Source organism: Sulfitobacter sp. G21635-S1, assembly GCF_027213915.1.
In the GTDB taxonomy this organism is placed as follows: Bacteria; Pseudomonadota; Alphaproteobacteria; order Rhodobacterales; family Rhodobacteraceae; genus Sulfitobacter.
Genome location: NZ_JAPWGV010000001.1, coordinates 433,459 through 447,321 on the forward strand (window position 1 = coordinate 433,459; position 13,863 = coordinate 447,321).

A 13,863-nucleotide genomic window follows, 5' to 3' on the forward strand; every position below is an offset into this window, starting at 1 on the left:
TTGGTAAAATCTGTAATAATTCTTCTTCAAGCTTCAATTGCCACGATGGCGAGGGATGCGGAGGAGAAGGCATGCGTGACAGCGACGAAGACAAGGACCAGGCGGGAGCAGCAGGCTCGAACAGCCCGCTCGCCGATCATGTCTATGACGAAATACTGTCGCAAATTGTCAGCGGACCCCTGGAAGTCGGCGCAAAGATGCCCTCCGAGAACGACTATTGTCGCATGCTTGGTGTGTCCCGGCCCATTGTTCGTGTCGCCCTGTCCCGGCTTGGTGCCGACGGCATTGTCGAACGCAAACGCGGCAGCGGTACTTACATCAAACGCCGCCCCTCTCAGCGGCTGGCTGACTTTGTCCAGCCCGGCGACATTGACGTGCTCCTGCAATGCCTGGAATACCGGATCGAGATCGAAGGGCTCGCTGCAGGCCTCGCAGCGCAGCGCAGGTCGGACAAACAGCTCATCGCGATCAAATCGGCATTTGACCGCCTTTCGACCGAGGCGGTTTCAGACTTCATCACACCGGAAAGCGATCTGGCCTTTCACCAATCAATTGCCGCGGCAACCGGTAACATTTTTTACATAGACACGATGCGCATGATCCAGGAGCAAACGGTGCGGCTCTTGACCGTGTCGCTCAACATGGCGCGGGACCGGAACAAGGGCAGGATCGGCCGCGTTCTGGAAGAACACAACGCAATCTACGAAGCCATCGTCACGGGTGATCCGGTGATGGCGACTGCCGCGATGCGCATTCATCTGTCGCGGTCACGGCGCAGACTGACAGCCGCGACCAAAGATTTGAACAACTGACCAACACAGCAAACGGAACCCATCCGGATACGGAACCCTCACGGGCAACGCAGGATGTACTGCGGAGAAAATCAGATGACCGGCTACAAAGAAGTCTACGAAGACTGGCGGAACGCGCCGAATGCATTCTGGCTGCGCCAGGCCGAAGCCATCGACTGGATCCAACCGCCAAAGACCGGATTGTCAAAGAACAGCGATGGCGTCCACGAATGGTTCGCCGACGCCACGGTCAACACCTGCTGGAACGCCGTCGACCGGCATGTCGAAGCGGGCAACGGCAACCGGACCGCAATCATCTATGACAGCCCGGTCACCAACACCATCGAACACATCAGTTTTGCCGATCTGCAATCCCGGACCGCGCGGCTTGCAGGTGCCCTGGCGGAAAGGGGGATCACCAAGGGAGACCGCGTCGTCATTTACATGCCCATGGTCCCCGAAGCACTGGTCGCCATGCTGGCCTGTGCAAGGATCGGCGCGATTCATTCTGTCGTGTTCGGCGGCTTTGCTGCAAACGAACTTGCCACGAGACTGGACGACTGCACGCCAAAGGCAGTTCTCGCGGCGTCCTGCGGAATCGAGCCGACCCATGTCGTCCACTACAAACCGCTGCTCGATCAGGCCATCGAACTTGCCGATTGCAAACCTGAATTCTGTCTCATTCTTCAGCGCGAGCAGGAACGCGCAACATTGGTCGAAGGACGTGATTTCGATTGGTTCGATGCTCAGAAAGATGCCGAACCCGCAGCCTGCGTTCCGGTCGAAGGCACACATCCGGCTTACATTCTTTACACCTCGGGAACGACAGGGAACCCCAAAGGTGTGGTACGTCCGACCGGCGGCCAGCTGGTCGCATTGTCCTGGTCGATGCGAAACATCTACAACGTGCAACCCGGTGATGTGTTCTGGGCTGCGTCGGATGTCGGTTGGGTGGTCGGACACAGTTATATCTGCTACGGGCCGCTGATCAACGGCAGCACCACGATCCTCTATGAAGGCAAGCCCATCGGCACACCTGACGCCGGTGCATTCTGGCGGGTGATCTCCGAACATAAGGTAAAGAGTTTCTTCACGGCACCAACCGCATTTCGCGCGGTCAAACGCGCCGACCCCAGGGGCGAGCTGCTGAAGGATTACGATCTGAGCGCGCTTGAACTGGTGTTTCTCGCCGGTGAACGCGCGGACCCGGCGACTGTCGAATGGGCCGAGGAAAAGACCGGCAAGCCGGTAATCGACCATTGGTGGCAGACTGAAACCAGCTGGAGCATTGCCGCCAACCCGGCCGGGATCGAACTCTTGCCGATCAAGCCCGGCTCGCCGACGGTCCCCATGCCGGGATATGAAATCGAAATTCTGGACGAGGCCGGACAAATCCTGCCGCCGGGATCTCTGGGTGCCATCGCCATCAAGCTGCCCCTGCCCCCGAGCTGCTTCACGACCGTATGGAACGCACATGAGCGGTTCGAAAAGTCTTATTTGGAGAGTTTCCCCGGCTATTATGAAACCGGCGATGCCGGCATGATCGACGACGATGGATACCTTTACATCATGGCCCGCACCGATGACGTCATCAATGTTGCGGGGCACCGACTGTCCACCGGCGCGATCGAAGAAGTCATCGCCGATCACCCTGATGTGGCAGAATGCGCCGTGATCGGCGCTGCGGATGCTTTGAAGGGCCAGATCCCCGTCGCGCTCTACTGTGTGAACGAGGGCGTGTCCCGCGACCCGTCGGAAGTCGTTTCAGAACTGGTTCAGATGGTGCGTGACAGGATCGGTCCGGTGGCCGCGTTCCGGCAGGCCACACCAGTGGACCGGCTGCCAAAGACCCGTTCGGGAAAGATCCTGCGCGCCACGATGGTAAAGATTGCCGATGGCCAGCCGTTCAAGGTGCCCGCAACAATCGACGATCCTGCGATCCTGGACGAGGTGACTGCCGCCCTGGCCTCGCTTGGCTATCCGCGCCTGCAAGAGGCCTCGGAACCGGATGCGGCGATCTCGTCATAGGCTTCTGCCCGGCGGTGCAAGCCGGGTTCAACGCGGCACGGTGCGCGTGCCGGATGGTCCCTTCGTCATTCTCAGAACCCGAACAAACCCGGCACCCAGGTCGTGAGCGCAGGCACAAGACCGATGATGATCAACAGAACGGCCTTGATCATCAGGAATGGAATGAGCTCTGCCACCAGCTTGCTGAAATTCAGCCTGACAACGCTGCACATCGCGAACAGCACGTAACCTATCGGCGGCGTGGCAAGTCCAACAGTGACATTGATGATCAGCATGATCCCCAGTTGCAGGGGGTCCACTCCGACGCTGTAGGCCAAGGGCGCCACGATTGGCCCGAACAGGATCAACGCAAGCGCAGCATCCATGAACATGCCAAGGAGGATGAACAGGCAGTTGATCAAAAGGATCAGCAACAAGGGGGATCCCTTGGCAAAATCAAAGATGAAGGCCACCTGCCCCGCCAGATCCTCAAGCGCGAAAATCCACGTCATCGACAAGGCGCCCGCGATCATGAACAAAAGCCGCGCGGCCTCGAAGGTGGTGTTCATGAAGATCTTTCCGACTTCCTTCACTGAAAGCGCCCGATAGATCAGAACCGATACAATCAGGGCGTAGACGACGGATGCCGCGGCCGCCTCTGTCGGGGTTGTCACCCCACCCACGATGCCGCCGATCAGGAAGGCGGGCATCAGGAGCGCCAGTGCCGCGTCGCGTGTCCCCTTGACGAAAGCAGGCAGCGACCGGTCGACATCCGAAAGCGGGAAGTTCCTCTTCTTGGCCTGGAACGCGATCACAAGCATGTCGGCCAGAGCCAGGATGACGCCCGGAACCAGAGCGGCAAGAAACATCCCCCCGACCGAAACATTCATGATCGCGCAGTACAGGATAATCACGCCGCTCGGCGGAATAATCGGACCAACCAGAGACGAGGCGACGGTGACGGCAGCAGCGAAATGACGCGGATAGCCCGCTTTCTCCATGGCCAGCACCTCGATCTTGCCAAGTGCTGCAATGTCGCCCACGGCGACACCCGTCAGACCTGAAAACAACAGGCTCGCCATCACGTTCACATAGGCAAATCCGCCCCGCACGCGGCCAATCACGAGGTTGGAGAAATGCATCAACCGGTCTGCCATGCCGGATCTGCTCATCAACTCGCCAGCCAGCAGGAAGAACGGGATCGCGATCAGAATGATGTTGTCCAGACCCTCGAAGATCTTGGCAGGCAAAAGCTCGATGAAAAACGGTGTCGGGCTGGTCAGAAAATAGAGTCCGGTTGTCGCCAGCATGGCAAAGGAAATCGGTACTCCGATGAGGATCATTCCGAAAAGAACGATAAGGACGATGCCAATGGTCACTTCTGGAATTCCTTCAAATCAGAGATCATCTTGCGGGCGGAACGAACCGTCCATGACTTGATCCTGACGCGGAACCAGCTGTGCTCTTTTTCCAAACAGCGCGGCGACATCGTCGATCAGCAAGATCAGGTTGAAAATCAAGATGAGCCCAAACCCGACCGTCACCGAATAGGTGGGGATGGTCATGTTAATGTTCAGACCCCAGGCGATGACACCACTCATGCCATCCGCGAACTTGATGCCCTTGTAGGCAACGACGCCGCTGGTCGCGATCATGATCAGGCGCACCAGGATGTTTCGGGCGGCCCTGACACGCGGGCCCATCAATTCGACAAAGACGAACAGGGTGATGTGATCGTCGAACAAGGCCAGGACAGCACCGCCCAACATGACCAGCCAGATCATCGCAAACCGGGTAAGCTCTTCTGACCATGGTGGCGAATAAGCGAACACGTAACGTGTGAACACAAGGCTCGCCATGACGCCCAGCATGGTCAGCAACAGCAATAGCTGAACCCATGAAATTGCGCGGCAAAACACCAGCAACGCCTTGGCCATCAGATCTCCTCCCAAATGATAAGTGGCGGGCCACCCTGTTGTCAGGGCAGCCCGGCGGTGGTGCCTATGAACCCGACTTGGCGTTGGCGACCTCTGCAGCCTCCAGGAAGCACGACAGTATTTCGGCGTCGACGTTGTCCTTGATGTACTCCATTGCCGGAGCCTGGGTCAGGTCGCGGAACTGCTGCTTTTGCTCGGGCGTGGGATCATAGATAGAGACACCCTGCGCCTCCAGATAAGCGCGGTCAGACTCTTCGGCCTTGGTCGAGATCTCCCGGTTCATGTCACGGAAATTCTCCGAGGCGGTTTGCACGATCTCCTGCAGGTCCTCGGGCAGCGAGTCCCACCAGGACTGGCTGAAGTACAAGGCACCGGGAGAATACACGTGGCCATCCATGATGATGTGCTTTTGCACCTCTTCCAGCTTTGGAATGCGAAAGATTGCAAGCGAGTTTTCCTGACCGTCCACGACACCCGTTTGCAACGCTGTATAAAGGTCCTGCCAGGGAATCGGGGTAGGCGAGGCACCAAGCGCGTTCACGATTTCCATGTGAACCGGGTTGTTCATGGTGCGGATCTTCAATCCCTTGAGATCCTCGACCGAGGTCAGCGCAGTGTTCGCCGAATAGTTCCGATACCCGCCGTTTTCGTGCCAGACCGCCGCGCGCAATCCGCTTTTGGCAGCCAGACTGTCGGACAACATCTGTCCGCATTCACCATCCAGAACTTCATATGCCGCGGCCCTGTCATTGAAGAGATAAGGGATACCAAGCACCTGGATATTCTGGTCATAGGGCGATGCAAAACCATCGGCCCCCATGATGGCCTCGACAAGTCCGTTTGCCACCATGTTGACCACGCTGTCGGTCTTGCCCAGCTGACCGCTCCAGTACACTTGTACTTCAATGCGGCCTCCGCTCTTTTCCTCGATCTCCTTTTCAAAGGCGCGAAGCGGCGTGTGGGTGAAATGCTCTTCCGCGATTTCAGTATCGCTGATCGAGAATTTCATCGTGTAATCGGCTGCAAAAGCCATGGATGCAGTCATGGCGGCGCAAGTGCTTACAGCCAGCCCTCTCAGTAGATTTTCATGTCTGATCTTCACAGTGTTTCTCCTCTTAACTGTCTGTGTTTTCTTACTTTTCGTGCATTGTGCCGGGCAAACGATCCGGCAGTACCTTGCCTGGGTTCATGATCCCCTTCGGGTCGAAAACCGCCTTGATGCCCCGCATCAGATCCAGAGCCACGGGTGATTTGAAGGCGGACATGCTCTCAAGCTTTTGAATTCCGACACCGTGTTCGGCGGAAAAGGCGCCTTGAAAGCGCATGGTCGTTTCGTCGATCACGTTGCGAACGCGGGCCATGTGTTCGGGGGATTTGTCGCCGGTACAAACAACAATGTGCAGATTGCCGTCACCCAGATGTCCGACAGTCCAGAACAACGCATCGGGGTCCATGGACCTGATGCTTTGTTGGAGGCTTGGCTCGAATTCACCAATCAGATCCAGCGGAACGGAAACATCCGCCGCGACGACCGGGGTAAGGCCTTTTGTCAGTTCCGGCGCGGTATCGCGAAGACGCCAGAGCGCCGCACGCTGTTGGGCGTTATGTGCAATGACCGCATCGGTCACGACGCCCGTCCCGATGCAATCGCCCAGCTCCGTGGCCAGACGTTCAATCAATGGTGTTTCGCCCTTGTCATTTGGCGTGCAATCAATTGGCGATGAGGATGCAAGTTCCACAAGAATTGCCGCGCCGGGCACCTCCGGGAACGGGAAGTTCGGCGCCTCTTGGCTGCCCAGCAATCGCTTAAGATAGCTTTCGGGCATGACTTCGAATGCTTCGAGCTGGCTGCCGCAGGCCCGGCGCAACCGGCCAAGCGCCTTCAAACCGTCATCAAGGGCGTTCACGCCGATCAACGCCGTTGCATATGTCGTCGGAAGGTCGGTCAAGGTCAGCACAGCGCCCGTGATCAGGCCAAGCGTGCCCTCCGCCCCGATGAAAAGGTGCTTGAGGTCGTATCCTGTGTTGTTTTTTCGCAGCGCAACCATGTCGTCCAGAATGCGACCGTCGGGCAGAACCACTTCCAGCCCCAGGCAGAGCGCACGTGCCATGCCAAAGGCCAGCACATTCGCCCCGCCTGCATTTGTCGAAAGCGCCCCGCCGATCATCGCCGAACCATCGGCACCGAAAGCCAGGGGAAAGCGCAGGCCAAACCGCTCAACCGCGCAATTCACTTCTTCGACGATGACGCCTGCATCGACCGAGGCAGTGCGCCCCGCGGGATCGATGGCCCGGATCCGTTTCATCCGCTCCAGCGACACCATCAACCCGCCGTCGGTCTGCGTGCCTCCCACCAATCCGGTGTTACCACCGAGTGGCACAACCGGGCATCCGTGCTCATTCGCCAGGCTCAGGATCGAAGACACCTCCTGCGTCGTGCCGGGCCGCACGACAGCCAGAGGGTGCGAAGGGTACTGACCACGCCAGTCACGCGCGTAGCTGCTGGTTTGACGGCCCGTCAACAGGTTGCTCTGGCCACAGATCGCCCCGAGTTTCTGCAACAGGTCATCCTGCTGCGCAACCGGGGCGCGCGTGCCGGTTTTATGATCGCTGATGGCGATCATGCGGCACCCCCGGCCCATGGCGCGGCCTTCGCCTCAGTGGCGCGGTCTGTATCGCGTTTCAGATCTTCCGGTATACCAATGCGTTTTGGTGCCGCCCCGGTGGTCGTGCGCAGGCAATCCGCCGAAAGATCGACGGAAACGCTGGAAACTCCGGCCTTTGTGACCTTCATTTATTCCTCCCTTGGCAGCCGTCTGTTTTCGGCGCCCTGTTGCAGCACCGTACTGCTAGCTCCCCCTCAGCTTTCGTGCGGCCTCCCCCACCTCGTCCAGCGCGCCCCAATGGCGCGCGTTGTCCTTCAACAAGCGCTCAAACAACTCGAATTTCAGCCCCAGGTACTCGCGGACCGCGCCTTCCTCTGGCGCAACCTCGCCGTCGGCCGGCGAAAGGTAAGCGTCGACCACCCTGCCCTTTGCTCCGCCCGCCTCAAGGATGCCCATCGCGACCGCAGCAAGCCCCCGCAAAGCTGTATCGCCCCCTTTTTGCGGGCGCACCGGCCGCTCCAGCACCGAGGCGAGCAATTGCATGAAGACGTCGTCACGCGCGACGCCACCTCCCACGGCCACAACCTGCCCTTCGTCCAGTCCCAGATCGGCGTGGCTCATCCTGGTCAGAAACGCCAAGGCCTCCCGCGCTGCCCAGCCAAGCTCGTCAGAGCGGGTCGCCGAGCTCATCCCGAACAATGCAGCCGAGGCATGGGGATGGGTTATCGGTGCCCGTTCGCCACCCGGCTCAAAGAACGGATGCAGGACAAGCGAGGAATATGCAGGGCCATAGTTTTCGGGCAGTTCGCCCTTCAACAGGTCGCGCACATGACGGAAGGTCGTGCCGCCATTGAAACTGGGGTGAAAACAGACAAACCCCTGCCCGGTGGCAGAAAGCTGCACCATCGCGCCGGACAGTTTTTCGCTCACGTCATCGATGGATTCAAAGTACCCGCCGTGGATTGCACTTGTTCCAAAGATCGAACCCCGGGACCGCGACAGGCCCGGCCCCACGCCAAGCCCGATCAGGCTTGATTGCACATCTCCCGGCCCAAGAACGACTGGCATGCCGTCCGGCAACCCCAACCGCGCGGCGGCATCTCTTGACAGACCGGCAACGCAGTCCGCACCCGCCCCGATTTCAGGCAGAACCCCGATGCCTTTTTCAAGGCCGAGAATCTCGGCAATTTCGCCCGACGGTTGGCCAATGCGCCAGTCACCCCACGCAGGCAACAGGCCGCTCGGTTCTGCCCGCAGGACGCCGGTCATCGCAAGGAAAAGCCACTCCTTCAACCGCAAGGCATATCTGATGGTGGCAAACCGCTCCGGCTCGTTCTGCTGAAGCCACAGAAGCTGCACGGTTTGGGATGCCGCTGTGGGTCGGGCGGAGGTGATTGCCTCGATCGCATCCAGTTCTGCCTCCATCGCAGCAAGCATCGGTCGAACCCGCCCGTCCAGCCAGGTCAGGGCTTTCCCGGCTGGCAACATGTCAGCACCGATCGGCCAGAGCCCATCCCCCTGTGCTGTCAACGCCAGAACCGACGGTTTCGCCGCTACCTGCCCGGTGCAGGCCCGAATGGCTCTCTCCGCGTCCGCGACAGAGCGGGCCATGTCCTGCTCTACCCGGTCGCCCGACCGCTCAAGAGCGGAATTTTCGACCTCAGAACGCGCAAGCATCTTGCCGTGACGATCATAGATCGCCGCCTTGACGCTTGTGGTGCCGGAATCGAGGCAGAGGACCAGATCGGATTCCATAATTCAGGTCACTCTGCCGCCTTCAGCGACTTTTCCGTTGCCGCGGATTGTTGGCCATAGGTTTTGAACTTCTCGACAACATCGGCGATCTGTTCATCCGTCAGGACCGGAGGCTCGCCCATCGGAAGACAATTCAGGTAGTGCGTCGCCAATTCCTCGACCGTGACCGCCAGAGACAGGGCGCGGCCAATGGAAACATGCGCGGCAATCACGCCGTGATGCGCAAGAAGACAGGCCCGGCGGCCCTCCAGCGCGATGATGATTCTGTCCGCCAGCTCCTGCGAGCCGAAGATCTCGTAAGGCGCACAACGGATCGAAGGCCCGCCCGCCGCTGCGATTGCATAGTGAACCGCCGGAATATCCCTGTTCAGGATCGACACTGAAGTTGCATTGGTGGAATGCGTATGCACAACCGCATTCAGATCTTCGCGCGCCTGCAAGATATCCCGATGAAACCGCCACTCGCTGGACGGGCGCACATCACCGTCAAATCCCGCGTCCCAGTTCATGTAGACCACATGCTCTGGCAACAGTTTGTCGTATGGAATACCCGTCGGCGAAATCAGGAAACCGTCACCAAAACGCACCGAGATGTTTCCGGCGGTGCCCTTGTTGATACCCAGCCCGTTCATGGCCCGGCAGGCTTCGATCAGCTCGGTTCGCAGAGCAAGCTCTTGTTTATCCAATGTCTTATCTCACTTGATAGAGGGGGGGTTCGCCGTCGAAGAAGCGTGCGACGTCTTCGGCGATCATGTTGGCGGCCTTCACCACGCTATAGCGCGAGGCGCCGGCGATATGGGGCGACAGCGTAACATTCGGCAGCTTCAGTAGCGGCCAGTCGGCAGGGGGCGGTTCGGGGTTGAACGTATCCAGCGCCGCACCGGAAAGATGCCCGGACTTCAAGGCGTCATAGAGGGCATCGTAATCCAGCACCTCACCACGGGTGGTGTTGACGATATAAGCCCCCTTTTTCATGCTTTCGATGCGGGAGCGGTCGATCATGCCCCGCGTTTCGGGGGTCACCCTTGGGTGCAGGGTCACCACATCAGCTGTCGATATAAGCGCATCAAGCGCGACCTTCTCGATCCCGAGGGCGCGATCTTCCTCGGTCAGTTCCTTGAACGGATCGGACACGATGATCCGGCACCCGAACACCGCCGCAAGACGCGCGACACGCATCCCGATATCGCCATAACCGATGATGCCGAGCGTCAGTTCGCACAGCTCCGGACCGACGTGATCAATGTGGTAGAACTCGCGTTTGAACGCCCCGCCCAGCACATTCATGTGCCCGCGAACAAGGTTGCGCGTCTCTGCAAGAAGAGAGGCAATCGTGAATTCGGCGACGGCCGATGCATTGCGCCCCGGCGCATTGACGACAACGACACCACGCCTGGCAGCGGCAGCGCTGTCGATGTTGACCGGTCCGCCCCGCGACACCCCGATCACTTTCAGATCAGGTGCATGATCAAGGCTGTCCGCCGTGACGGGCGCAAGATGGGTCACCAGAACATCCAGGTCGGAAATGAAGTCAAAATAATCTTCGGGCCGCCCGACAAATTCGCCAATCGGCAGGTCCGGATCCTTTTTTGTCGAGGTCACCGAAATCGGCCAGCCCAGCTCAAGCTCCTTGAAGCTTGCCTTACGCAGACCCGGCTGCGCCTCCAACGCCTTGCGAAAAAATCCAGGGTTCATGAACCCGTCGCCGATGATCCCGATTCTTGGTTGGGCTTCCCCCGCCATCTTTACAGCTTCCTCCTTGGCGGGCGCTTGCGCCCGAACACTTTCCCAAGCTGCACAACTGCGCACCGGGCCCGCTCCACCTCGGGACCTTGGTGAACATCTGACAACTAATATTTACAACTCAAGTGCTACAACTTGTATAAATATTGACATTCGACTGTCAATCCGATTTTTGTCAACCTGTGACAAGCGGCCCCAGGGCAGGCGAAAATCAAGGGAAGGTCACCGTGAACAAAGCAACACCCAAGAGTCACAGCAGCCATTGGGGCGCATTCACCGCCAATTTCGACGGTGACGCACTTGTCGTTCAGCCATTCAAGGATGATCCCGACCCCTCCCCGATCCTGAGGAACATCCCATCCGCGCTGGCGCATCCATCGCGCCTCTCGAAGCCGCTGGTCCGAAAAGGCTGGCTGAACGACGGCCCCGGCCCCGATGACCGCCGCGGCCGCGACACCTATGTAGAGATGGAATGGGACGCCGCACTCGATCTTGCAGCGGCAGAACTCTCCAGGCTGGGTGGCGGCACCGCAGGCCAAAAACCCCGGGGCGAGGTGCCAGGCAAGCATGTGTTTGGTGGCTCCTATGGCTGGTCTTCGGCCGGGCGATTTCACCATGCCCAAAGCCAGGTCCACAGGTTTCTCAACACGGCGTTCGGCGGATATGTTGCATCCGTCGACACCTATTCCACTGCCGCCGGGTCGGTCATACTGGACACGGTCGTCGGAAACGCCACCCGGATCACGCGCGAAGGCAACTGGTGGGAGCACATCCGCGATCGCACCGAGCTGGTCATAGCCTTTGGCGGGTTGCCGCTGCGCAACCTGTCGGTCAGTCCTGGCGGTTCAAGCCAACACATTGCACGCGACTCGATCCAACAGGGGCTGGCACGCGGCTGCCAATTCGTATCCGTCAGCCCGCTGGACGACGATTTTTCTGCTGCCGGGAACGCAACCCGCATCCGCCCGAGGCCCGGAACAGATACAGCCTTGATGCTGGGCATGGCCCATCACCTGCACGTCACCGGGCAGGCCGATGAAGCATATCTTGCACGCTATACCTCTGGCTGGGACGTCCTGCGCGATTATCTGGAAGGCAGGGCAGACGACATCGTCAAATCACCCGAATGGGCCGAAGGCATCTGCGGTGTAACGGCCGGTGAAATCCGTCACCTGGCAGACGAGGCGGCAGGCAAGCGCACACTGATAACCGTCGCATACGGATTGCAACGCGCAGAGAACGGCGAACAACCGGTCTGGATGGCGCTTGCCCTCTCGGCGATGCTTGGCCGCGCCGATCAGCAAGGGGCGGGGTTCACATATGCCCTTGGCTCCATGGGCAATCATGGCAAACCCCCGCTTGCGGTTCCGGTTCCGACGCTCCCGCAAGGGCGCAACCGGTCAGGCGACTTCATTCCCGTATCCCGTATTTCCGACCTGCTCTTGAATCCGGGGACGACCTATACTTATCGCGGAGAAGAGCGACGTTACGCAGAGATTAATCTGGTCTACTGGGCCGGTGGAAACCCGTTTCACCATCACCAGGACCTGGCAAAACTGTCCGAAGCCTTCGCGCGGCCCGATACGATCATACTGCACGAAAGCGTGGGAACGGCGACCACCGCACATGCCGACATCATCTTTCCGGCGACAATTACCGCCGAACGTGAAGACATCGGCGCCAGCGCAGGCGATCCCTATCTGGTTCCGATGGAAAGGCTGACTGCCCCCTTCGGCGAAGCAAGGGACGACTACGATATTTTTTGTGCGCTTGCACAACGACTTGGTTGCCTGGACATGTTCACCGAAGGACGCAGCAGCCGTGGCTGGCTTGAACACATCTATGCAAAAACCGAACGCGCGATGAAAAACCGGGGCGAGAACCCCCCGAGCTTCGCGGATTTCATGACCGGCGGCCCGCTCAAGCTGCCTGTCTCGAAAACCCCCGGCATGATGGAAGCATTCCATCGCAATTCCGAAACCAATGCTTTGACCACGGACAGCGGCCTGATTGAACTTTATTCCGAAAAAGTCGCCGCATCCGGCCTTCCAGGCCATCCTGCATGGATCGAACCCAGGGAATGGCTTGGCGGTACGGGCGCTGAGGCCCGTCCGTTTCAACTCATTGCCAATCAACCGATCGGCAAGTTGCACAGCCAGCTCGATTTCGGGCCCACCAGCATGTCGCACAAGGTGGACGGTCGCGAAGTCGCGCGCCTCAATGACAGGGACGCTGACCGTTTAGGAATTGCACAAGGCGACGTCGTCAAGATCTGGAACGACAGGGGCGCGACGCTCGCGGTTGCCTCTCCAGATCCGGGGGTCGCTTCTGGTGTGATCCAGCTGTCGACCGGCGCGTGGTATGCACCAAGGCATCTGGAGGGTCATGGGCTGGTGTGCCTGAACGGCAATCCCAATGCTGTGACCTCGGACAGGGGCGCCTCCCCTTTCAGCCAGGGTTGCTCGGGTCAGACCGCGCTGGTTTCGGTCTCCCGTATCGAAGGACCTGTTCCAGCGGTGGTGCCCCACAAGGAGATCCTGCCGCGAGAGGATGGAACAGAAGACCAGCTTCATGCTGCAATCATCGACCCGAGAGGTGTGCCCCTGGATTTATAGGCGCTTTGCCTCCTTACGTTGAGCCGGGCAATCTCTGCCAGGGCATGTCCGGGGCAAAGTGACCCTAAGCAGCAAGTTAGGGACACATACGCGCGAGCAAGGCCTATTTCAGTTCGACCTCGATAAACGCCATCGGGGATGCCCCGCCGTTCACCACATTGTGCTTCACGCCCTTGTCGCGCCGATAGGCCTCGCCGGATTTCACCGTCACCTGACGGACCTCTCCACCCGGGTCTTCCAGCTCCAACGTGCAATCCGTCACGGCGGTGATGACATAATCGTATTCATGGGTATGCCACCCCGTCTCCGCCCCCGGTTCGAATTCGAACCGGGTAACGCGCACCCGGTCGTCCTCGACCAGCGGTACCGCCTTTGCCTGTGGTTTCGACATTGAATTCTCCTTCATGGT

12 protein-coding genes are annotated in these 13,863 nt (G+C 59.3%); 3 read left to right on the top strand and 9 right to left on the bottom strand.

Annotated elements, in window-relative coordinates:
- Positions 1-71: 71 nt before the first annotated feature.
- Together O4H53_RS02085 and O4H53_RS02090 are read left to right on the top strand one after the other, a co-directional pair.
- Positions 72-812 (top strand): FadR/GntR family transcriptional regulator, encoded by a 741-nt coding sequence (locus tag O4H53_RS02085; RefSeq protein ID WP_269361005.1) that lies wholly within the window; start codon positions 72-74, stop codon positions 810-812.
- 75 nt (positions 813-887) lie between these two features.
- Complete coding sequence (locus O4H53_RS02090; protein ID WP_269361007.1) at positions 888-2,819, top strand: propionyl-CoA synthetase; 1,932 nt, start codon at positions 888-890, stop codon at positions 2,817-2,819.
- A 71-nt stretch (positions 2,820-2,890) separates the two neighbouring features.
- Here the strand turns inward: O4H53_RS02090 and O4H53_RS02095 are convergent, their stop codons facing one another.
- The 8 genes from O4H53_RS02095 to O4H53_RS02130 all read right to left on the bottom strand — a co-directional run bounded on the left by O4H53_RS02095 (position 2,891) and on the right by O4H53_RS02130 (position 10,791).
- Positions 2,891-4,177: a TRAP transporter large permease gene (locus tag O4H53_RS02095; RefSeq protein WP_269361008.1), complete on the bottom strand. Its 1,287-nt coding sequence runs from the start codon at positions 4,175-4,177 to the stop codon at positions 2,891-2,893.
- Between the two features lie 18 nt (positions 4,178-4,195).
- The gene (locus tag O4H53_RS02100; protein WP_269361009.1) at positions 4,196-4,735 is read right to left on the bottom strand and encodes a TRAP transporter small permease; all 540 of its coding nucleotides are present in this window, start codon (positions 4,733-4,735) and stop codon (positions 4,196-4,198) included.
- A 64-nt stretch (positions 4,736-4,799) separates the two neighbouring features.
- Entirely contained in the window at positions 4,800-5,837 is a 1,038-nt protein-coding gene (locus O4H53_RS02105) for a TRAP transporter substrate-binding protein (RefSeq protein ID WP_269361010.1), read from the bottom strand.
- A gap of 31 nt (positions 5,838-5,868) precedes the next feature.
- A complete protein-coding gene (locus tag O4H53_RS02110; protein ID WP_269361011.1) occupies positions 5,869-7,359 on the bottom strand; it encodes an FAD-binding oxidoreductase in 1,491 nt (496 codons plus the stop codon).
- Positions 7,356-7,529 (bottom strand): hypothetical protein, encoded by a 174-nt coding sequence (locus tag O4H53_RS02115; protein ID WP_269361012.1) that lies wholly within the window; start codon positions 7,527-7,529, stop codon positions 7,356-7,358. Before O4H53_RS02115 ends, O4H53_RS02110 begins: the two co-directional genes overlap by 4 nt.
- Positions 7,530-7,584: 55 nt before the next feature.
- On the bottom strand, positions 7,585-9,096 hold the full coding sequence (locus tag O4H53_RS02120; RefSeq protein ID WP_269361013.1) for an FGGY family carbohydrate kinase: 1,512 nt from the start codon (positions 9,094-9,096) through the stop codon (positions 7,585-7,587).
- Between the two features lie 8 nt (positions 9,097-9,104).
- A complete protein-coding gene (locus tag O4H53_RS02125; RefSeq protein ID WP_269361015.1) occupies positions 9,105-9,782 on the bottom strand; it encodes a class II aldolase/adducin family protein in 678 nt (225 codons plus the stop codon).
- Positions 9,783-9,786: 4 nt separating this feature from the next.
- Positions 9,787-10,791 carry a 2-hydroxyacid dehydrogenase gene (locus O4H53_RS02130; RefSeq protein WP_269361017.1) on the bottom strand — a complete coding sequence of 335 codons (1,005 nt, stop codon included), beginning with the start codon at positions 10,789-10,791 and terminating at the stop codon, positions 9,787-9,789.
- A 275-nt stretch (positions 10,792-11,066) separates the two neighbouring features.
- Between O4H53_RS02130 and O4H53_RS02135 the strand changes: the two genes are divergently transcribed.
- On the top strand, positions 11,067-13,454 hold the full coding sequence (locus O4H53_RS02135) for a molybdopterin-dependent oxidoreductase (RefSeq protein WP_269361019.1): 2,388 nt from the start codon (positions 11,067-11,069) through the stop codon (positions 13,452-13,454).
- Between the two features lie 103 nt (positions 13,455-13,557).
- Here the strand turns inward: O4H53_RS02135 and O4H53_RS02140 are convergent, their stop codons facing one another.
- The gene (locus O4H53_RS02140; RefSeq protein WP_269361031.1) at positions 13,558-13,845 is read right to left on the bottom strand and encodes a cupin domain-containing protein; all 288 of its coding nucleotides are present in this window, start codon (positions 13,843-13,845) and stop codon (positions 13,558-13,560) included.
- Between the last annotated feature and the right edge of the window lie 18 nt (positions 13,846-13,863).